The following is a 20,773-nucleotide window of genomic DNA, read 5'->3' as shown; positions in this document are numbered from 1 at the left end:
TCAGCGCTCCTCCAGGGGTTCATCCGCGCCGGACAATGGACGCGCCGGGGTGTGGTGGCCGCCATCCAGCGAGGGGCCGTCTTCATGCGGCCTGGGGCCCTGCCGCAGGATCTTCACCAGATACCAGATGCCCCAGCCGAACACGAAGGCATAGCCGACCACGTAGACGCCCAGCGACAGCGCGGTCATCCATGCGCTCTGCGGCCCGACCGCATCGGCGGTGCGCAGCAGGCCGTACACCACCCACGGCTGGCGCCCCATTTCGGTCACGAACCAGCCCGACACCAGCGCGATGAAGCCACTGGGCAACATCCAGTTCCAGCCACGCAGCAACCAGCCCGACTGCAGCAGCCTGCCACGCCACAGGGCGATGACCGACACCAGCGCCAGCAGCAGCATCAGCGTGCCCAGCCCGACCATGATCCGGAAGGCGAAGAAGACGGGGGTGACCGGCGGCCGCTCGCTGGCCGGCACGGAGGTCAGCGGCGCGATGGTTCCCTCGCGTGAATGGGTCAGGATGAGGCTGCCGAGCGTGGGGATGGCGACCTCGAAATCATTGCGTTCCTGTTCCTCGTTGGGCAGCGCGAACACCACCAGCGGCACCCCCTCCCCTGGCGCGGTGTCATGCCAGTGCGCCTCCACCGCCGCGATCTTCATCGGCTGGTGCTTGAGGGTGTTCAGGCCGTGCATGTCGCCGACGAAGATCTGCGCGGGCACGGTGATCGCGGCGAAGATCACGGCGGCGGTCAGCATGCGGCGGCCCGCTTCCACGTGCACGCCGCGGCGCAGGTAGTACGCGCCGATGCCGCCGATCACGAAGCAGGTGGTGATGAACGAGCCCAGCGCCATGTGGGTCAGGCGATACGGGAAAGACGGGTTGAACACCACCTTCCACCAGTCGACCGGATGCACGATGCCGTTGACCATTTCATAGCCGGCGGGGGTATGCAGCCAGCTGTTGGAGGCCAGGATCCAGAAGGTGGACACCAGCGTGCCCAGGGCCACCATGCAGGTGGACAGGAAGTGCAGCCGCGGCGACACCCGGCCCCAGCCGAACATCATCACGCCGAGGAAACTGGCCTCCAGGAAGAAGGCGGTCAGTACTTCATAGGTGAGCAGCGGGCCGATCACCGACCCGGCCACCTGGATCAGGCGCGGCCAGTTGGTGCCGAACTGGAAGGCCATGACGATACCGCTGACCACGCCCATGCCGAAGGACACGGCGAAGATCTTCTGCCAGAAGAAGAACAGCTCGCGCCAGATCGGGTTGCGGGTACGCAGCCAGCGCCATTCCACGAACGCCAGCCAGCTGGCCGTGCCGATGGTGAAGGCGGGGAACAGCACGTGGAAACTGACCACGAAGCCGAACTGGAAACGGGACAACAGCAATGCGTCCAAGGGGACGACCTCCTGCCGGGCGCGGGTGGGGATACCGGACCAGTCTGGGTGGATTTGCGTGAAGAAGGGATGCGACCGGGTGACGCGCTGCTTCACTTTGTCGCGGGGTGCCAGCAACATCAAAAGCGTGCAGGGCTGCGTGTTGGTGGAGCGGGGTGGGTTGGCGGGGAACGGCAACAACCGCATCCTGCGGGCCTCGTTTCGCGCCATCCATGGCGCTCAACGCCCCCGCCAACCCACCCCGCCCCACCTTCGACAGGTCCATGGCAGCCTTGGAACATGCGGCTCTGGTAGCGCCGACCCATGGTCGGCGGATCGTTGGGGGAACAGGATCTGATGGTCTCCGCCGACCATGGGTCGGCGCTACCGCTTGCTTGCTGGCGGCCACGGGAACTGTCAGAGCGACGGGCGGGTGGGCTGTCGGGGACACTGTGAGGCAGGAGCCGAACAGTAGCCTACAAGGACGTACTTGCGGCGTGTCCCGGACAGCCCACCCGCCCGTCGCCGTCCCAGAGCAAACCAGCCCTTCCATGACCTGTGGGCCAGCCCCTGCCGGGGAGGGGCTGCTACCCTTGGCCGGTTTTCTCCTCCACGGTGCGTCCCGTCCATGTCCCGAGTGCTGCCGCTGTCCCTGTTGTTGTCCGCCCTGCTGGCCGCTCCGGCCGTTCAGGCCGCGCCGACCCCGATCACCATCGAACAGGCCATGGCCGACCCCGACTGGATCGGGCCGCCGGTGGAACGCGCCTGGTGGTCCTGGAACAGCCAGCAGGTTGAATACCAGCTCAAGCGCAAGGGCAGCCCGGTCCGCGACACGTTCCGCCAGCCGCTCAGCGGGGGCGTCGCCGCCCAGGTGGCCGACGACCAGCGCGGCAGCCTGGACGTGGCCGATCCGGTCTATGACAGCAGCCGCAGCCGCATGGCCTTCGCCCGCAACGGCGATGTCTTCGTGCGCGACCTGCGCAGCGGCGCGCTGACCCAGCTCACCCGCGGCAACGAACGTTCCAGCGGCATCAACTTCGCCACCGACGGCGGGGTGATCTGGCGCAACGGACAGAACTGGTTCCATTGGACCGCCGCGAAGGGCGTGGCCCAGGTGGCCAGCCTGAAGGCGGAGAAGAATCCGTCCGACGCGCCCAAGGCCGATACCCTGCGCGAGCAGCAGCTGCGCACGCTGGAAACCCTGCGCCGCGACCGCGAACAGCGCGAAGCCCTGAAGGAACAGGACCAGCGCTGGCGCGAAACCGACCCGACCCGCGCGCCGGGTCCGGTGTTCCTCGGTGCCGACGTGGAGATCGTCGACAGCGTGCTGTCGCCCGATGGCGTGCACCTGGTGGTGGTGACCAAGCCGAAGGGCTTCGAAGAAGGTCGCACCAGCAAGATGCCGCTGTACGTGACCGAATCCGGTTACGAAGAAACCGAAGACACCCGCACCCGCGTCGGCCGCAATGAGCCGGAACCGCATACCTTCTGGCTGGTCAATGCACGCACCGGCAAGGTCGACAAGGTGTCGCTGGACGCGCTGCCGGGTATCGGCACCGATCCGCTGGCCAGCCTGCGCAGGCAGGCCGGCAAGGACGCGCTGAAGGGCAACCGCCCGCTGGAACTGATGAGCGACTTCATGGGCGGCGGCATCCGCTGGAGCGCCGATGGCCAGCAGGCCGCGATCATGTTGCGCGCCAACGACAACAAGGACCGCTGGATCGTCAGCGTGGGCGCGGCCGATGGCCGCCTGCAGAGCCGCCACCGGCTCACCGATGCGGCCTGGATCAACTGGGGCTTCAACGATTACGGCTGGATGGCCGACGGCCGCACGCTGTGGCTGCTGTCCGAGGAATCCGGTTTCTCGCACCTGTACACCCAGGCCGGCACCGGCAAGCCGCAGGCGCTGACCAGCGGCAAGTGGGAGACCTCCGCGCCGGCACTGTCGGCCGATGGCAAGGGCTTCTACTTCCTGTGCAACCAGCAGGCCCCGCACGACTATGAAGTGTGCAGCGTCGACGTGGCCAGCCGCCAGGTACGCGAGCTGACCAGCCTCAACGGCGTGGAGGATTTCACCGTCTCCCCGGATGGCCAGCAGCTGCTGGTGCGCTACTCCGGTGCCTATCTGCCGGCCCAGCTGGCCGTGGTGCCGACCGCAGGCGGGCAGGCGCGCGTGCTGACCGACACCCGCAGCGCCGAATTCAAGGCACGCGAATGGATCCAGCCGAAGCTGGTGGCGGTGCCGTCCAAGCACGGTGCCGGCGTGGTCTGGGCCAAGTACTACGAGCCGGAAAACAAGGAACCCGGCAAGAAGTATCCGATCGTGATGTTCGTGCACGGCGCCGGCTACCTGCAGAACGTCCACCAGCGCTATCCGGCCTATTTCCGCGAACAGATGTTCCACAACCTGCTGGTCCAGCAGGGCTACATCGTGCTGGACATGGACTACCGCGGCAGCGAGGGCTACGGCCGCCACTGGCGTACCGCGATCTACCGCAACATGGGCCACCCGGAGCTGGAAGACTACAAGGATGGGCTGGACTGGCTGGCCGAAACCCAGCAGGGCGACCGCGACCGCGCCGGCATCTACGGCGGTTCCTACGGCGGCTTCATGACCTTCATGGCGCTGTTCCGTTCGCCGGGCACGTTCAAGGCCGGCGCTGCACTGCGTCCGGTGGTGGACTGGCACAACTACAACCACGCCTACACCGCCAACATCCTCAACACGCCGGACATCGACCCGGAGGCCTACCGCGTTTCTTCGCCCATCGAGTACGCGCAGAACCTGCAGGACCACCTGATGATCGGCCACGGCATGATGGACGACAACGTGTTCTTCCAGGATTCGGTCAACCTGACCCAGCGCCTGATCGAACTGCACAAGGACAACTGGACCATCGCGCCGTACCCGCTGGAACGCCATGGCTACACCCGTGCCGATTCCTGGCTGGACCAGTACAAGCGCATCCTCAAGCTGTTCAACGAAAACGTGAAGTAATCCAGCGGGGCGTGCCGGTTGCGATCGGCACGACCCGGCTGGCGTCGTCTCCCCCTGCAAGGACACCGGATGTCACAGCGCCCCCCTTCCCTGGCCACGCCGGGCCATGGCACATCCCCGCGCACCGATTTCGTGCGCCCCATCGCGTTGACCACCCTGCTGGTCTGCATGGCCATGATCGTGTGGTTCCTGCTGCAGGCACTGGTGGCCTGGCCGATCGGCGCCAGCCAGCCCTGGCAGATGCTGGTGGAACTGGCCGAGGAAAGCGGGTGGCCACCCAGCCTGCGCTGGATGCTGGCCCACCCGGTGGCCACCAGCCTGTTGCTGGGCGCGGCCTGCGTGCCGTCACTGGTCTCCAGCTGGGGCCTGTACAAGGGCACCCGCTGGGGACTGCTGAGCTTCGTCTGGCTGCTGGTGATCACCGGCATCGGCAACATCGGCGTGGCGTGGTGGATGGATCGCGTCGCCGCCGTGTTGATCGGCATGCTCGGCGAGGCCGACGTGGTCGAGGCGCTGAATGCCCAGCGCATCCTGTTCACTGCCACCGTGCTCGGCAGCTGCGTGCTGTTCGCGGTGCTGCAGGGCTGGCTGGCATGGCGGCTGATGCGCCCGGACATCCGTTCGCGCTACTGATTTTCCCTCTTCCTTCTTTCCTTTCCCCCGGAGTCTGCATGTCAGTGATGACGTTGCCGCTGCGCGCGATCACCGCGCTTTTCCTTCTGTCCGCCACTGCCGTGGCCAGCGCACAGGACTGTGCTGTCTACGATGAGGCCACCTGTGGCAACCAGCTGTACAGCGCCGATGCAACGCGCCTGCAGCAATGGTGCGAGCAGGGCACCGGCGTGGCCTGCAGCGGCCTGCTGCGCGAATGGGCCAGCGAGGCGCGGCAGGCCGACACCCGCGCCCCCAACGACGACCCGGACCTGCAGGAACCGGCAGTGTGCAAGGAAGCCGACCCCGCCTACGACGAGCAGGCCTGCGAGGTGGCGGCCAAGGCGGCGCTGTCCAAGGCGATGGGCATGGCGCTGACCGGAGTGTTCGACCAGCGTGAGATCGTGTTGCCGACGGCCCGGCTGGAGGCGCTGCAGTCGTTCTGCGTGGCGCATCCGCATGGCGACTTCTGCCGCGAGGTCGCCGAAGAACAGTGGAAAGCCGGTGGCTTCGCGCAGGCCGTGGCGGCGCTGCAGCTCAGCTGCCGCAGCGGCGATGAGCGCGGCTGCGAGCTGCATGCCCCACTGCAGGCGCTCGGTGGCGCGGCGCGGCCGCAGCCGGCCACCACCGTGCCGTGCGGCGAGTATCGCAGCGAGGGCGGCCTGCTGGACACGCTGGACTTCGGCGACGGCGGCCTGGTTGGACTGGGGTTGGGCGCACAGGCGCGCGCGCGGCTGGAAGACGGCGCGATCCGGCTGCGCCACGACAAGGGCGGGGACTTCGTGTTCCAGACCCTGCCCGGCGGGCGCCTGGTCGGCATGGACGAGTGGACCCGGATGCGGGTTTTCCAGCGTACCGGTGGCAAGGCGCAGTGTGCCGAAGCGGTGGTGTTCAACGTCGTGCCGCTGCCACGGGACTGCCCGCAGGCCGCCAGCGGGGACGGCGCCGCAGCCTGCTGCAAGGCCGGCAGCCTGCAGGGTTGCAACACACTGGGCAACCAGCAGGCCTTGGCCGGCAATTGGGTGAAGGCGGCCGGCAGCTACCTGCAGGTATGCCGCGCGGGCGTGCGCGAAGGCTGCGAGAACCTGGCCAGCGCACAGGAAAACAGCGCCGAGGTGGATGCGAGGGGGCAGTTGCAGCAGCTGTGCGAGGCCGACCGCAGCGGCCGTCACGTGGCCTGCGATGTGGTGGCCACGCGCAACTGGACACTGATGGAACTGGGCCGGGCGCTGCAGGACGCCGCCGAGGAGAGCAGCAAGGACGACGCGCCGGCAGCGTCGCGCACGCGCAACCACAAGCGCTGATGGCATCGGCCGGGAGTGGCTCGGCGCTACCAGCGCTGCAGCGGGCGGCGGGCACCGGCTAAACTGCACGCATGAACCAGTTCGACCGCGTCCGCGCCTACCTCACCGACCTGCAGGACCGCATCTGCGCCGCCATCGAAGGCGTCGACGGCCAGGCCCGCTTCCAGGAAGACCTGTGGCAGCGCGCCGAAGGCGGCGGCGGGCGCACCCGCATCCTGCGCGATGGCGCCGTGTTCGAGCAGGCAGGCATCGGCTTTTCCGACGTGGCCGGCAGCCGCCTGCCGCCTTCGGCCTCGGCCAACCGGCCGGAGCTGGCCGGCGCCTCGTGGCGCGCCACCGGCGTCTCCCTGGTGTTCCACCCGCTCAATCCGCGGGTGCCCACCACCCATGCCAACGTGCGCTTCTTCCAGGCCGAACGGGACGGCCAGGTGGTGGCCAGCTGGTTCGGCGGCGGCTTCGACCTGACCCCGTTCTACCCCTTCGACGAAGACGTACGGCACTGGCACCAGACCGCGCATGACCTGTGCGCGCCGTTCGGCGCCGAGCGTTATCCGGCGCACAAGCGCTGGTGCGATGAGTACTTCTTCCTGCGCCACCGCAACGAGACGCGCGGCGTGGGCGGATTGTTCTTCGATGACCTGCATGGCGATTTCGAGCGCGACTTCGATTACCTGCGCGCGGTCGGCGATGGCTTTCTGGACGCCTACCTGCCGATCGTGGCGCGGCGCAAGGATGCCCCGTACGGCGATGCCGAGCGCGAGTTCCAGCTGTACCGGCGCGGCCGCTACGTGGAGTTCAACCTGGTCTACGACCGCGGCACCCTGTTCGGCCTGCAGAGCGGCGGCCGCAGCGAAAGCATCCTGATGAGCCTGCCGCCACGCGTGCGCTGGGAGTACGGCTTCCAGCCCGAATCCGGCAGCGCCGAAGCGCGACTGGCCGACTACCTGGTGCCGCGCGACTGGCTGTAACGGCGAGGCCCTGCAGACGCCCCAAATAAAAAGCCCCGCTGACCAGGGGGAGGTCAACGGGGCCGGGGAACGGGTGCTTGGGGAGGAGCCCCCGTTCCGAGATCTGCTCCAGGGGATGGGAGAGATCCACAACAGGCGTTGCGCCTGTTGGAGCCTATGGAAGCACTCCGAACATTGATGAATCGTGAAGGCGGCCCATTTAGCCAACCTCCCCCACCAGAATATTCATCATTTAGTCAGCTAAATCACGTCGATTAACCCATTCAGCGGCATAAGGTGCTGAACACGACTCAATGGGCTTCGTCCCAGTTGTGACCGTGTCCGGTATCGACCACCAGCGGCACCTTCAGCTGGGCCGCTTGCGACATATGGAGAACCACCGCCGTACGCAGCTCGTCGATGAATCCGGCTTCGCACTCGAACACCAGTTCATCGTGCACCTGCAGGATCATCCTGGCCGGCGCCGCAGACGCCTTCAGCCAGCCGTCCACGTGCACCATCGCCCGCTTGATGATGTCAGCGGCGGTGCCCTGCATCGGTGCGTTGATGGCCGCCCGTTCGGCACCGGCACGCAGGCCCTGGTTGCGCGCATTGATGTCGTTCAGGTACAGGCGCCGGCCGAACAGGGTTTCCACGTAGCCCTGCTCGCGTGCCTGCTGGCGCATGCGTTCCATGAAGTCGCGCACGCCGGGATACCGGCTGAAATACAGCGCAACGTAATCCTGCGCCTGGCCGCGGTCGATGCCCAGGTTGCGTGCCAGGCCGAACGCACTCATGCCGTACATCAGGCCGAAGTTGATCGCCTTGGCGGCGCGTCGTTCGTTGCTGGTCACCTCCTCCAGGCTGCGCCCGAACACTTCTGCGGCGGTGGCGCGGTGCACGTCCGCACCTTGTTCGAAGGCCCGTACCAGGCCCGGGTCTTCGGACAGGTGGGCCATGATCCGCAGTTCGATCTGCGAGTAGTCTGCGGCCAGCAGCAGCTTGCCCTCCGGTGCGACGAAGGCACGGCGGATGCGGCGGCCGTCGTCGGTGCGGATCGGGATGTTCTGCAGGTTCGGATCGGACGAGGACAGCCGCCCGGTGGCCGCGCCGGACTGGTGGTAACTGGTGTGCACCCGGCCGGTATCGGCGTTGACCATCTCCGGCAGCTTGTCGGTGTAGGTGCTGCGCAGCTTGGCCAGCCCACGGTAGTCCAGGATCACCCGCGGCAGCTCGTGCTGTTCGGCGATCGCTTCGAGGGCTTCTTCGTTGGTGCTCGGCTGGCCCTTCGGCGTCTTCACCAGGGCCGGCAGCTTGAGTTCGTCGAACAACACCGCCTGCAGCTGCTTGGGCGAATCCAGGTTGAAGCTGCGCCCGGCCAGTTCGGTGGCCTTCTGCTGCGCGGCCAGCATGCGGGTGGACAGGTCCTGGCTCTGGCGGCGCAGTTCGGCCACGTCCACCTGCACGCCATTGGCTTCGATGCTGGCCAGCACCGGTACCAACGGCATTTCGATTTCCCGGTACACCTGGTCCAGCGACGGCAGCGCCAGCAACTGGGGCGCCAGCGCGCGATGCAGCCGCAGGGTCACATCGGCATCTTCGGCAGCGTAGCGGCTGGCCTCGTCGATGCCCACCTGGGAGAAGGAAATCTGCTTGGCGCCCTTGCCGGCCACGTCCTCGAACTTGATCGTGGTGTAGCCGAGGTAGCGCTGCGCCAGCGAATCCATGTCATGCCGGGTTGCCGTGGAGTTCAGCACGAAGCTTTCCAGCATGGTGTCGTCGTGGTATCCACGCACCTCGATGCCATGCCGACGCAATACGTGCAGGTCGTACTTGCCGTGCTGGCCGAGCTTCTTCTTCGCCGGGTCTTCCAGCACCGGGCGCAGCGCATCCAGCACCTGCTGCATCGGCAGCTGGGCCGGCGCGCCGGGGTAGTCATGGTTGAGTGGGATATAGGCCGCCTTGCCCGGCTCCACCGCCAGGCTGATGCCCACCAGCCGTGCACGCATCGCATCCAGGGCGTCGGTTTCGGTATCGAAACTGACCAGGTCGGCCTGTTGCAAACGCTCGATCCAGGCCTGCAGCTGGGCCGGCTCCAGCACGGTCTCGTACTCGCCCGGCAACGACAGCGACGGGTCCAGATCAGCCACCGGCGCATCTTCGCCGCCACCCCGGGCGAATCCAGCCGCGGTGCCGCGCAGACTCGGCACCGTCTCGCTGGCCAGCGACGGTGCCAAGCCCGCGCTGCCTTCCAGTTCCTTCAGCGCCTGGGTGAAGCCGTACCGCGCGTACAGTTCGCGCAGTTCCTCGACGTTGCGCTCGCGCAGCGGCAGGTCCTGCGGCCCGGCTTCCAGCGCCACGTCGGTACGGATGGTGACCAGCTCGCGGTTCAGCGGCAGCCGTTCCAGCGCCGCGCGCAGGTTCTCGCCGATCTTTCCCTTCATGGTCGGCGCGGCGGCGATCACCCCGTCCAGGTGCTGGTACTCGCCCAGCCACTTTGCGGCGGTCTTGGGGCCACATTTCTCGACGCCCGGCACGTTGTCCACGGCGTCGCCCATCAAGGCCAGAAGGTCGACGATCTGGTCGGCGCGCACGCCGAACTTTTCCATCACCGCAGCGTCTGAATCCATCCGGCTGCCGGTCATGGTGTTGACCAGTTCGATGCCCGGGCGCACCAGCTGGGCGAAGTCCTTGTCCCCGGTGGAGATGGTCACGCTGAGCTCGCGCGCCACACCCTGCAGGGCCAGCGTGCCGATCACATCGTCCGCTTCCACGCCGGAGATGCGCAGGATGCTGATACCCAGCGCGTCGACGATGCGGCACATCGGTTCGACCTGGCTGCGCAGCTCGTCCGGCATCGGCGGGCGGTTGGCCTTGTACTGGGCGTACAGGTCGTCGCGGAAGGTCCTGCCCGGCGCATCGACCACGAACGCCACGTAGGCGGGGCGCTCCTTCAGCGTTGCGCGCAGCATGTTGACCACGCCGAACAACGCGCCGGTCGGTTCACCCTGCGGATTGGACAGCGGCGGCAGCGCGTGGAACGCGCGATACAGGTAACTGGACCCGTCGATAAGGACTAATCTGCTCATGCGACGATTCTACGCGCCCCGCGCCTGCACGTCGGTCACGCCGGCTGGGGCATAATCCCCTACACACCCGGCCAAGGACTCCTGCCCATGAAACCCATGATGCTCGCCGCGCCGCTGCTGCTGGCCCTGCTGCTGGCCGGCTGCGCGACCTCCGGTGGCGCCGGTGCACCGCCGGTCGACGTGGCCGGTGCGGACATCGCCAAGCGCACGCTGGACAACGGCGACGTGCTGGAGGAGTACCGCGTGGCGGGCCAGCTGCGCATGGTCAAGGTGACCCCGCTGCGCGGTGCCCCCTATTTCATGTACGACCAGGACGGCGATGGCCGCATGGATGATTCCAAGGACGGCGTGTCGCCGGTGTACTGGAAGCTCTACAGCTGGTGATGCACGTTTTTTCGAAATGAACAACGTAGAACGCCGCAACCTGCCGATCGACCAGGCCGCCCTTCGCCAGGGGCTGACGGCCGAGCAGCTGTCCGCCGTGCAGACCCTGGAACATTTCGGCTGGCAGCTGCGCTTCGTGCGGCGGCCGCTGTTCCGCGATCCGATCCCGGTGCTGTTCGACCGCAGTGGCGAGCGCTACGTGGTGCTGCAGGCCGATGGCAGCCTGGACGAATCGCAGACCCTGAAACTGCGCGACTGAGCGTGGCGCGGCTGGCAACAGCGTGACGACCAACGGTCGTCACCCACCACGACCAATGGTCGTCACCCACAACCGCGCCGGGCGCCACCCACAAGGCAGCAGAACGGCGCCGGCCGCTTCCTGTGACCGACGCCGGGTCCCCTCCCCGGGAACGCTGTCTCAGCGGATGACCAGCACCGGTATGCTGCTGCGCGCGAGCACTTCGGCGGTCTGGCTGCCCAGCAGCACGCGGGTCATACCGCGCCGGCCATGCGAGGTCATCACGATAAGGTCCGAGCTGCGCTCGCCGGCCACGTCGATCACACCGTCGGCCGCATAGCGGTCCAGCACGTGCACGCCGTTGGCCCGCACGCCCTGCGCCTGCGCGGTGGCCAGCGCGGGCTGCAGGATCTCCTGCGCGGCCTCTTCGCGGTCGGCCTTGTATTCCGGGCTGTTCATGTAGCCGACGCTCCAGCCCATGGCGTCATACATGCCAACGGCCCAAGGCTCGGATACGGTAACGATATCGACCTCCGCGTCCAGGTCCTTGGCCAGCTCCAGACCCTTCATCAGGCCTTTTTCCGACAGTTCGGACCCGTCGGTGGCAATCAGGATGCGCTTGTACATGGCCGGGCTCCTTGGTGATCCGCCGTGTGGGGACAAGAGCATTACATACCCCGCGTGCAGGCCGCGCCTTGAGCACGATCAATGCAGTGCAGCATGGCGCAGCGGGCGGTACGTGCCAGAATCGGCCGCATGCGCACCCTCATCTCCTGCTGCCTGGCCCTGTTGCTGCTCCCCTGGCCGGCCTTTGCCGACGATGCGGTCCTGGTCTTCACCCGGACCGCCAAGTTCCGCCACGATTCCATCCCGGTGGCCGTGGATACGCTCAGATCGCTGGCCGCCGAGCAGGGACTGCGGGTGGTGCACGGCGAAGACAGCGGCGTATTCACTGCCGAAGGACTGTCAGCCTATCGCGCCGTGGTGTTCGCCAACACCACCGGTGACGTGCTGGATGAGCCGCAGCAGGCCGCGCTCCAGGCCTATATCGAACGTGGCGGCGGCTTCCTCGGACTGCATTCGGCAGCCGATACCGAATACGACTGGCCGTTCTATGGCGAACTGGTCGGTGCCTGGTTCCACAAGCATCCACCCGGCCTGCAATCTGCGCGGGTGACGCTGCACGGCCAGGGCCATGAGGGCGTGCAGTGGTCGATCACCGATGAGATCTACAACTATCGCCGCAATCCACGTCCGTGGGTGCAGGTGCTGGCCACGGTGGATGAAGCAGGCTACGAAGGCGGCACGATGGGCGATGACCATCCCATCACCTGGTGCCGGCCGATGGGCCGCGGCCGAAGCTGGTATACCGGCTTCGGCCACGATGCGGCGGTGTACGCCGATCCCGATGTACGCGCGATGCTGCGGCGGGGACTGGCCTACGCCAGCGGAGCGTCCCCGCACTGCTGACGGCAGCCTGCGGGTCATCGGGTCGCGCTGCCCGACGCGCCGCTGTGAGGGTCCACGTATTGCCGGGTGCGTTGCCGCCCGGGGCGGGAGCCAGGCGCCGCCTCTGCGCGTGGAGAGCCTTCCCTGAGCGCCCGCAATCGTTGTTCCAGCCTGGCCGTGGCGCTGTCTTCCCGCAGCGCGCGCAGGCGCCTTTCAAGCTGCGCATCGGTGTGCCTGACAGAGGACGCGGAGCCGCCGGCAACATCCGGGCTGCGCAGCATTGCAAGGCGTGTTTCAACCTCGTTCTTGAATCCGCGGCTTTGGACGATCGCATCACGCGTGGCGCGGGCCGAGGCTTCGCTGGCGGCCTTTGCACCTGCGCGACGTTCGGCCTCTCTGTGCGCGGTGGCCTGGGCCTGCGCACTTGCCTGCGCATTTGCCTGCGAGGAGGCGGCAAGAGCCGCAGCGCGGGTAGCGCTTCCAGCAGCACGGGCGGATGCCCGCTGAGCGGATTCCCTGACCTTGCTGCGCGCTTGCTGTTCGGCCTGTACCTGCGCATCCCGCTGCGCCTGGGCCGCTGCACGGGCTGCCATGTCGCCAGCGGTGGCAGCCGCGTGCTGCTGCGCGCGTTGGCCGATGCCCACTGCATCCAGGGCCTCATTGCCGGTGCCGCCAGCGTCACGCACCATGTTGCGGATGTCGACCTCGATCTCCGCGGCACATTGTTTGAGCAACTGACGCCTGTCCGGCAGCGACAGTCCCGGCTGCGCCAGCACCGCGTCCGTGTAGCGCCGCTCACCGGCCTGGACCCGTAGCTCGGCGTCGGCTTTGCGCAGGTTTCTCATTCGAATCCGGTAGTCGTCCAGTGCTTCGCTCTTGAGCTTTTCGATCATCCCGGGCGGCACGGGGGCGTTGCGTGGAAGCCGGTTGTTTTCCAGCGCCTCCTTCCAGGCGCCTTCCACGGTGTCATGCACAAGCGCCTGCAACGCCTCGTCCTCGGCATGGCTGGTCAGCTTCATGTGCAGGTTTCCGCGCATGACGGGCAGCTCCAGTTCGATCATGCGGCGGACACCATACGCGCCTTCGACATGCTGCACGAGGGCGCGCAGCGGTAACGCGGAGCGCTGTCCTGCGTCCGCTGCGACCCTGATCGGTTCGTCACTGCGGCGCGGCTCGTAGGACAGCTTCTTCGCCGCCCAGCTGCGCCACGACCGCAGTCGGATGTACTCCGCGTTTCCCGGCAACAGCTCGGCCTGTTGCAGGCGACGATCCCACGCGATCGATGCGCCTGATGCCGCCAACGCGGCGTAATAGTTGGGATAGCCCTTCTCCTTCGCCGTCAGCAGGCCCTCGCGCAGCATCGTCGGGGTGATCTCCGCCGATCTGGCCATCAGGGTCTCCAGCAGCTCGATGAAGGCCATCCCGAGCGCGGGGTCGCCATGGGCGTGCGCGCCGACGTTGGGCGGATAGACGGATCCTTCGAACGGCTCCAACAGGCAGCGCGTGACCCGCGTGGCATCGAGGTGACCCGCGTCCACCAGGCGGGTCACCAGCAACAGCCAATCGCGGTTTGCCTCGAAGCTGGCGTGCCCGAGAGCATCCGAGCCCGGACCCAGTTCCAGGTCCCTCAACAGCTGCCCGAACAACAATGGGGACAACAGTTCTTCGCCGATCGCACGGATGTCCCTCTCCTCGTTGGTGTCCAGCGCGGCCGCCAGTCTTCGATTGCAGTCATGCAGCTGCTGCAGCGTCCTGATCCGTGCCGTCGTGGCATTGGGAGCGTGCGCCGTGGCGTCACCCATCACCGGGGCAAGATCGCCGTCCAGCAGCATCTGATGCCCGGCGTGCAGGGCGTTGATGTGTTCCTGCAGGGCCATGGGGTGGGCATCACCGCCCAAGGCAGCACCGATGCCGTCCAGCATCTGCTGCCGGACCCGCGCGGCGCGCTCGGGGTCGGCGCTGATCCAGTCGCGGATCTGCGCTGGCGCATACTGTGCCAGCAGGGCCTGCCGGCGCTGCACCAGGGTGCCGGCCATCCGTGCGGCGTCTGGCCAGTGGCCTTCCGGCGCGCCAGCGGGAACCTGCCATCCTGCGCCGACGACCGCATGCACGGTCATTGCAGGAACCAGCGCGAGCCGATAACCCATTTCAGCCATCGCATCGGCAATGGCCGGGTCGGGCACGGCAGGCGCACGCATGAGCTCGGCGACGCTCTCCGACTGGAATCCATAGGGCCAGCCCAGCGTGTCATGCAACCGGCCGGGATCTGCCGCCATGGCATCGAACTCCGCAGCGTTCTCAACGAAGGCATCCGGTATCGGAAACAGCGAGGCGGGCCGCTGCAGCATGGCGATATCGCCACTGACCTGCTTGGGCAGCATCACCCTGCGCGCATCGAGCGTGGCGAATCCAAGCGGCCCGCACGAACCGAAATCCACGGTCATCGCCACGGGCTGTCCATCGCGCTCGGCGTAGCCGAAATTCTCCATCCGGAAGTTGAGATGATCCCAGTTGCCGAGCCATCGCGAGGCGATGAAATGGCGGACCTGGTCGCTGCGCACCGCGGTCGGCAGCAAGCGGTTCATCGCCTCCAGCGCATCGAATCGTTGCCTGTCGGCCGCTGCGTGTTCGGCCTGCAGTCCAGCGTCCTGCACCTGCCAGAAATGCGCGACCCCGGCGCGCTGCAGCACCGCATCGCAGGCGGAAACAGCCGCTGCATGGTCGCCACGCAGCTGCGCATAACGCAGCCGGGCACCTTCATCGCCTGCGGCGGCCAGCGCTTCGGCGGCAGGCGAGTCAAGGTAGCTGCCAAGATCCTTGAAGCTGGGTTCGTAACGCGAAGCAAAGCGCTGGCTGTCGCCCGGCAGCGAGGCGTCCGCTGCCATCACGCGCGCGTCCGGCGCGGCCAGGCCGGTAAGCTGGAACACGCGGGACAGGCTGGCCTCCATCGCACTGAGCCCGGTGTCCCCGGTTTCCTTCACCCTCCAGTCTGCGCCATCGAGGAAAACCAGCGCGGCGGGACGACTGCCGGCGCCGGTCCATGCGCGGGCCGCTGCCGGGCCTTGGCCGTCACCTTTCGCATCGGAATCTGCATCGGGATGGAACAGATGAACCAGCTGGTCGACTCCCTGCACGGCTTCTCCGGAAAGCTGCCGCAGCAGCGCACCGCGCTGGATGCTGGACAGCGAAGGGCCCGACCCGGCGACAGCAGCTACATATTCGTTCTGGATATCGGCAAGCAGCAGGTTTCCCTGCGCGCGTCGCAGGCCACCTATTTCTCGCGTGTAGGTGGCCAGGGCATCGCGCCTCTGCGATTCCAGCGAGTGCGCCCGTGATGGCGTGGACTGGAAGAACGGGCTGTCGCGCAGACCGCCGGGCCCACCGCGCTGGAACTCCATCGCCACCATGCGGCCTACCCACTCTGCTTCGGAAGCAGTGATGAGCGCTGGCATGTTGGCGTCCACGCTACGCCGCAGCAGCGAAAACTCCAGCGTTGCCAGGCGTACCGGACAGGTTGCCTCGCAGGCTTGCTGCAGCGTCTCGTGCAAAGTGCGCCGGGGCGGGTCCGTCGGCCCCGCTGGCACCAGATTGCCGCGCGCGCGCGCACGCAGGGCAGTCAGGGCTGCATTGCCAGTGTCTCTTTCATGCAGCGTATCGAGCAACGCGACGTAGGCCGCGCCAAGTTCCGGATCACGGAGATAGCGTCTGGTGGAGGGTGCACTGCGTCCATCCGGTGCCGGATCCAGTAGATAGTCGACCACTTTGCCTGCCGCAAGCACCTGTTCCTTTACCAGGCCCGTCACGGTCTCGAGCAAGTACTGGTTGGCGTCCACGCCGGCTTGCCGGAACTCCGGCGTGGCGGAAGAAAGCTCCAGGTCGAGCATCAGCCGCCGATGCACGCCATTGTCCAGCAGTGCCGCCGCGGCACGCCCGCTCGCCGCTGCATCTCCCGTCTGCAATGTCTGGCGCACCGCGTCCATCGCGCGATGGAACATGCCCAGGGTGGTCGACTGGCGCATCGCATCGGGTGATCCGGCAACAGGCAGGCAGCGTTCCGCCGATACCCGTGCAGTGGCGGTTGGCGCAGACCAATGGCGGATGCGGACGGGTGCCGCATTGCGGACATGCACGTCGCTGATTGCGTTCCCCGCAGCGCGCTCCTGCAGAGGATCGGCTGGATGGCGCCCGTCTCGAATCACTGCGGGCGTTGTCTGCGACGAGGTGCCACCCACGGGCATATGCCTTCCTTCCATGAACAAGAAGCAAATACTGCCTCTAGCCATAGGCGCAAGCTTTCATAAATGCGGCGCTGGTCAGATGACACCGTCACCCGCCCGGGGAGATGGAGACACGATGCGTCCACGCCGGCCACTCAGCGCAGGTGCGGACTGACCTTGCGCTTGAGCAGTTCGACCAGCACCGGGTCCATGTAGTCGTAGTCATCCGGGATATCCAGGCACACCACGCGCTTGCCGTTCAACCAGGGGGCGAAGCGTGCCGACAGCCGCGTGCGGTGCGCGCGCTCCATCACGAACACCAGATCGGCCCATTCCAGCAGCTCAGGCCCCAGCAGTTCGTCCGCATCGGCCAGCAGCCCGGCCGACGCGGTTTCAACACCGGGCCAGTCGGCGAACACCTGCTCGGCCGTCGGGCTGCGCAGGCGGTTCTGGCTGCACAGGAACAGCACGTGGCGGGTCAATGCGCGGCCGCCGAGCTTACAGCGCGGTCAGGTTGGCGTAGGCCATCACCAGCCACTTGCTGCCGGCATCGGCGAACTCCACCTGCACGCGTGCATGCGCGCCGCTGCCTTCGTAATCGGTGACCATGCCTTCGCCGAACTTCGGATGGGTGACCATCGTGCCGAGCTTCAGCGGCGGTGCTTCCAGTGCGGCATGCCCGCCGCCGCGGCTGGCGCCCAGCGAGGCCGGCCGCGACACCTGCACCTTCGGCCGCACTTCATGCAGCAGCTCGCGCGGGATCTCGCGCAGGAAGCGCGACGGCACCCCGTAGTTGTCCTGGCCATGGATGCGCCGTGATTCGGCGTAGCACAGCACCAGCTTCTGCCGGGCGCGGGTGATGCCGACGTAGGCCAGTCGGCGTTCTTCCTCCAGCCGCCCGCTTTCTTCCAGCGAACGTGCGCTCGGGAACAGCCCGTCTTCCATGCCGGCCAGGAACACCAGCGGAAACTCCAGGCCCTTGGCCGAATGCAGGGTCATCAACTGCACCCCGTCTTCGTTGGCCTGGGCCTGTCCTTCTCCCGCTTCCAGTGCGGCATAGGCGAGGAAGGCGACCAGCTCGTCCATGTCCTCCACTTCTTCGACATCGTCGGCCCGGCGCACGAAGCGCGAGGCTACCGACACCAGTTCGTCGAGGTTGTCGGTGCGCGATTCGGAGTCCAGCGCGTTGCGGCTTTCCTTGCTCCAGTGCTCGCGCAGCAGCGAGCGCGCCAGCACGTGGTCGATGCGCTCGGCCAGGGTCATGTGCACGGTCTGCGCCTGCAGCTCGTTGACCAGCACCAGGAAGCCGGCCAGCGCATTGCGCGCGCGTGCCGCCAGCGCGTTGCCCTGGGTGACCAGCATGGTGGCTTCCCACAGCGAAATGCCCTGTGCGCGCGCCTCCCGGCGCACCTCGTCCAGGGTGCGGTCGCCGATGCCACGGGTCGGGGTATTGACCGCACGCTCGAAGGCCGCATCGTCGTTGCGGTTGGACAGCAGCCGCAGGTAGGCCAGCGCATCCTTGATTTCGGCGCGTTCGAAGAAGCGCATGCCGCCGTAGACGCGATACGGTACCTGCTCGCTCAGCAGCACTTCTTCCAGCGCGCGCGACTGCGCGTTGCTGCGGTAGAGCACCGCCACTTCGCCATGGCTGCCGCCGTCGCGCACCCACTGGCGCGCACGTTCGACGATGTAACGCGCCTCGTCCATCTCGTTGTAGGCCGCGTACAGGTCGATCGGATCGCCGTCGCCGCTGTCGGTCCACAGCTCCTTGCCGATGCGGTCCGGATTGTGCGAAATGACCGCGTTGGCCGCGCCGAGGATGTTGGCGGTGGAACGGTAGTTCTGTTCCAGGCGGATGGTCTGCGCCCCGGGGAAATCACGCAGGAAGCCCTGCACGTTCTCCACCTTCGCGCCGCGCCAGCCATAGATGGCCTGGTCATCGTCGCCGACCACGAACACATGCCCGGTGTCGCCGGCCAGCACGCGCACGAAGGCGTACTGGATGGAGTTGGTGTCCTGGAATTCGTCGACCAGGATCTCGCGGAAGCGGGCACGGTAATGCGCCAGCAGGGCCGGGTTGTCGCGCAGCAGTTCATGCGCGCGCAGCAGCAGTTCGGCGAAGTCGACCAGGCCGGCGCGGTCGCAGCGCGCCTGGTATTCGGTGTAGGCCTGGCGCATGGTGTCCAGCCAGGCGTCATTCGGCTCGGGCTGGATGTGCTGCGGCCGGCGGCCCTCGTCCTTCTGTTCGTTGATCCACCAGGCGATCTGCTTGGGTGGATACTTGCCGTCGTCCAGCTCCAGTGCCTGCACCACGCGCTTGACCAGCCGCAGCTGGTCGTCGGAGTCCATCACCTGGAAGGAATCGGGCAGCCTGGCTTCGGCCCAGTGCAGGCGCAGCAGCCGGTTGGCCAGCCCGTGGAAGGTGCCGATCCAGGCGCCACGGCTGCCACTGGGCAGCTGCGCGTCGATCCGGTGGCGCATCTCGCCGGCCGCCTTGTTGGTGAAGGTGACCGCGAAAATGCCATGGGTCGGCACGCCGAACACTTCGTGCAGCCAGGCGATGCGGTGGGTCAGTACGCGGGTCTTGCCAGAGCCCGCGCCGGCCAGCACCAGGTGGTGGCCAGGGGGGGCGGACACGGCATCGCGCTGGGCCGGGTTCAGGCCATCAAGCAGGTGGGAGACATCCATGCCCCCATTTTACGGCATCGCTGCTTCGAGCTCCCGCACCGCGTGGCGTGCCGCATCTTCGGCCTGCTGACGCAGTTCAGGCACGGCCAGGCTCTCCCACAGCGTGCCGATGCGCAGGCTGCCCAGCACGCCGATGGCGCCATGCGCGGTGCCGTCGGCATCGATCAACCGGTCACCTGCTGCCTCGCTGTCCAGGCCGAGGCCATGCGGCCCCGGGCGCGCGATGCCTTCAGCCAGCAATTGCCTCAGCAAGGGATTGCGCAGGCCCTGCGCACGCGTCTCCACGCCGGTGGCGTTGACCAGCGCGCCGAGGTCCCACTGCACCGCTGCGCCGTGCGACAAAGCGGCCAGGCGCAGGCCCGCCTCGGTTTCCACGACACCCTGCAGGCGCACGCGGTGCAGCTGCAGGCGGCCATCGGCCAGCGCATCGCGCAGCTGCATATGGACCTCTTCAGCGATACGGTGCCGGTGCACGTCCCAATGCCGTACCACGTGGCGCAGGAAACGCCGCTGGTCAGCCTCATCGAGGGTCTGCCACAGGGCCTTGCCCAGCGGGCGGATGCGCTCCATCACGCTCTGCCAGGGAATGCCCTGCGCGGCGGCCTCGCGGGCATGCCGGCGCAGCGTGTGCAGCCGCGCACGCAGCCCCATCGCCAGCAGCGGTTGCGGATCATACGTGGCGGGCGCGCCGTGGGCATGCGGCAACGGCATCAGCGCGTGACGCGAAAACACGTGCAGCACGCCGGTCTGGCCCGCCGCGAACAATGCCACCACGCTGTCCACCATGCTCAGCCCGGAGCCGATGATGCCGATCGCCTGGTCACCCGCCAGCAGCCGTACCCCGTCGTAATCCCAGGCCTCGGCGATCGACTCGTGCGGCAGGGCATCGGCGCCAGCCAGCGGAATCGGCCGTACGCTGTTGCCGCAGGCCAGCACCACCTGGCGGGCATCGACGGCGCTGCCGTCGGCCAGCTGCAGCCGTGCCATGTCGTCCTGCTGGCGCAGCGACAGCACCGCCTGCGCGACCACCTGCAGCTGCGCGCTGCTGGCCTGCTCGGCTTCGGCCAGCCGCTGGCGCAGGTAGGCAGCGTAATGCCGGCGCGGCACGAAGCGGCCCGCCAACGTCGCATCGTCATCCTGCGGAAAGGCGTCGACCTGGCGCAGGTAGCCGGTGAAATCGGTGGGCTGGTCCGGCAGCGCGCTCATCCGGCCGGCCGGCACATTGAGCAGGTGCTGCGGTGCCGGCGTGGCATAGGCGATGCCCTCGGCCAGGGTCGAGGCCGGCTCGAACAGCTGGACCTGCAGCGGTGTCCTGGCGTGGCGCAGCAGATGCAGGGCGGTCAGCGCACCGGCGGCGCCGCCGCCGATGATGGCCAGGTCGATGCGGTGCGGAGTCGCTGTATCGTTCATGCGTTGATTGTAGGCGATGCG

Annotated in this window: 14 protein-coding genes; 7 read left to right on the top strand and 7 right to left on the bottom strand. The window is 67.4% G+C overall.

The annotated features are described in order from the left end of the window. Entirely contained in the window at positions 1 to 1,398 is a 1,398-nt protein-coding gene (locus tag IFT63_RS15615) for a cytochrome ubiquinol oxidase subunit I (protein ID WP_192085027.1), read from the bottom strand. A 607-nt stretch (positions 1,399 to 2,005) separates the two neighbouring features. Between IFT63_RS15615 and IFT63_RS15610 the strand changes: the two genes are divergently transcribed. From IFT63_RS15610 to hemF, 4 genes are all read left to right on the top strand, one after another. After that, positions 2,006 to 4,375, top strand: a complete 2,370-nt coding sequence (locus IFT63_RS15610) for a S9 family peptidase (RefSeq protein ID WP_042613871.1) — start codon at positions 2,006 to 2,008, stop codon at positions 4,373 to 4,375. A 69-nt stretch (positions 4,376 to 4,444) separates the two neighbouring features. Continuing rightward, on the top strand, positions 4,445 to 5,008 hold the full coding sequence (locus tag IFT63_RS15605) for a hypothetical protein (protein WP_192085026.1): 564 nt from the start codon (positions 4,445 to 4,447) through the stop codon (positions 5,006 to 5,008). 38 nt (positions 5,009 to 5,046) lie between these two features. Then, positions 5,047 to 6,330: a hypothetical protein gene (locus IFT63_RS15600; RefSeq protein WP_192085025.1), complete on the top strand. Its 1,284-nt coding sequence runs from the start codon at positions 5,047 to 5,049 to the stop codon at positions 6,328 to 6,330. 71 nt (positions 6,331 to 6,401) lie between these two features. Then, positions 6,402 to 7,298 carry an oxygen-dependent coproporphyrinogen oxidase gene (hemF, locus tag IFT63_RS15595; RefSeq protein WP_192085024.1) on the top strand — a complete coding sequence of 299 codons (897 nt, stop codon included), beginning with the start codon at positions 6,402 to 6,404 and terminating at the stop codon, positions 7,296 to 7,298. 290 nt (positions 7,299 to 7,588) lie between these two features. On the opposite strand, the gene polA is transcribed toward hemF, so the two are convergent. Next, positions 7,589 to 10,366 (bottom strand): DNA polymerase I, encoded by a 2,778-nt coding sequence (gene polA / locus IFT63_RS15590; protein ID WP_192085023.1) that lies wholly within the window; start codon positions 10,364 to 10,366, stop codon positions 7,589 to 7,591. Positions 10,367 to 10,465: 99 nt separating this feature from the next. Between polA and IFT63_RS15585 the strand changes: the two genes are divergently transcribed. Continuing rightward, the gene (locus IFT63_RS15585) at positions 10,466 to 10,750 is read left to right on the top strand and encodes a DUF2782 domain-containing protein (protein WP_192085117.1); all 285 of its coding nucleotides are present in this window, start codon (positions 10,466 to 10,468) and stop codon (positions 10,748 to 10,750) included. A 16-nt stretch (positions 10,751 to 10,766) separates the two neighbouring features. Next, positions 10,767 to 11,009 carry a hypothetical protein gene (locus IFT63_RS15580; protein ID WP_192085022.1) on the top strand — a complete coding sequence of 81 codons (243 nt, stop codon included), beginning with the start codon at positions 10,767 to 10,769 and terminating at the stop codon, positions 11,007 to 11,009. A 159-nt stretch (positions 11,010 to 11,168) separates the two neighbouring features. Here IFT63_RS15580 and IFT63_RS15575 read toward each other — a convergent pair whose 3' ends face one another. Continuing rightward, positions 11,169 to 11,615, bottom strand: a complete 447-nt coding sequence (locus tag IFT63_RS15575) for a universal stress protein (protein WP_192085021.1) — start codon at positions 11,613 to 11,615, stop codon at positions 11,169 to 11,171. Positions 11,616 to 11,744: 129 nt separating this feature from the next. On the opposite strand from IFT63_RS15575, the gene IFT63_RS15570 reads away from it, so the two are divergent. Further along, on the top strand, positions 11,745 to 12,458 hold the full coding sequence (locus tag IFT63_RS15570) for a ThuA domain-containing protein (RefSeq protein ID WP_192085020.1): 714 nt from the start codon (positions 11,745 to 11,747) through the stop codon (positions 12,456 to 12,458). A 14-nt stretch (positions 12,459 to 12,472) separates the two neighbouring features. Here IFT63_RS15570 and IFT63_RS15565 read toward each other — a convergent pair whose 3' ends face one another. The 4 genes from IFT63_RS15565 to IFT63_RS15550 all read right to left on the bottom strand — a co-directional run bounded on the left by IFT63_RS15565 (position 12,473) and on the right by IFT63_RS15550 (position 20,770). Then, on the bottom strand, positions 12,473 to 16,456 hold the full coding sequence (locus IFT63_RS15565) for a hypothetical protein (protein WP_192085019.1): 3,984 nt from the start codon (positions 16,454 to 16,456) through the stop codon (positions 12,473 to 12,475). A gap of 353 nt (positions 16,457 to 16,809) precedes the next feature. Continuing rightward, positions 16,810 to 17,136, bottom strand: a complete 327-nt coding sequence (locus tag IFT63_RS15560) for a low molecular weight protein tyrosine phosphatase family protein (RefSeq protein ID WP_192085018.1) — start codon at positions 17,134 to 17,136, stop codon at positions 16,810 to 16,812. A gap of 16 nt (positions 17,137 to 17,152) precedes the next feature. After that, positions 17,153 to 19,342: a DNA helicase II gene (uvrD, locus tag IFT63_RS15555; protein WP_192085017.1), complete on the bottom strand. Its 2,190-nt coding sequence runs from the start codon at positions 19,340 to 19,342 to the stop codon at positions 17,153 to 17,155. Between the two features lie 9 nt (positions 19,343 to 19,351). Beyond that, entirely contained in the window at positions 19,352 to 20,770 is a 1,419-nt protein-coding gene (locus IFT63_RS15550; RefSeq protein WP_042613881.1) for an FAD/NAD(P)-binding protein, read from the bottom strand. Between the last annotated feature and the right edge of the window lie 3 nt (positions 20,771 to 20,773).

It is taken from the genome of Stenotrophomonas sp. CFBP 13724, assembly GCF_014841975.1.
Taxonomy (GTDB): Bacteria; Pseudomonadota; Gammaproteobacteria; order Xanthomonadales; family Xanthomonadaceae; genus Stenotrophomonas; species Stenotrophomonas lacuserhaii.
This window is presented reverse-complemented; position numbering and strand designations above follow the sequence as displayed.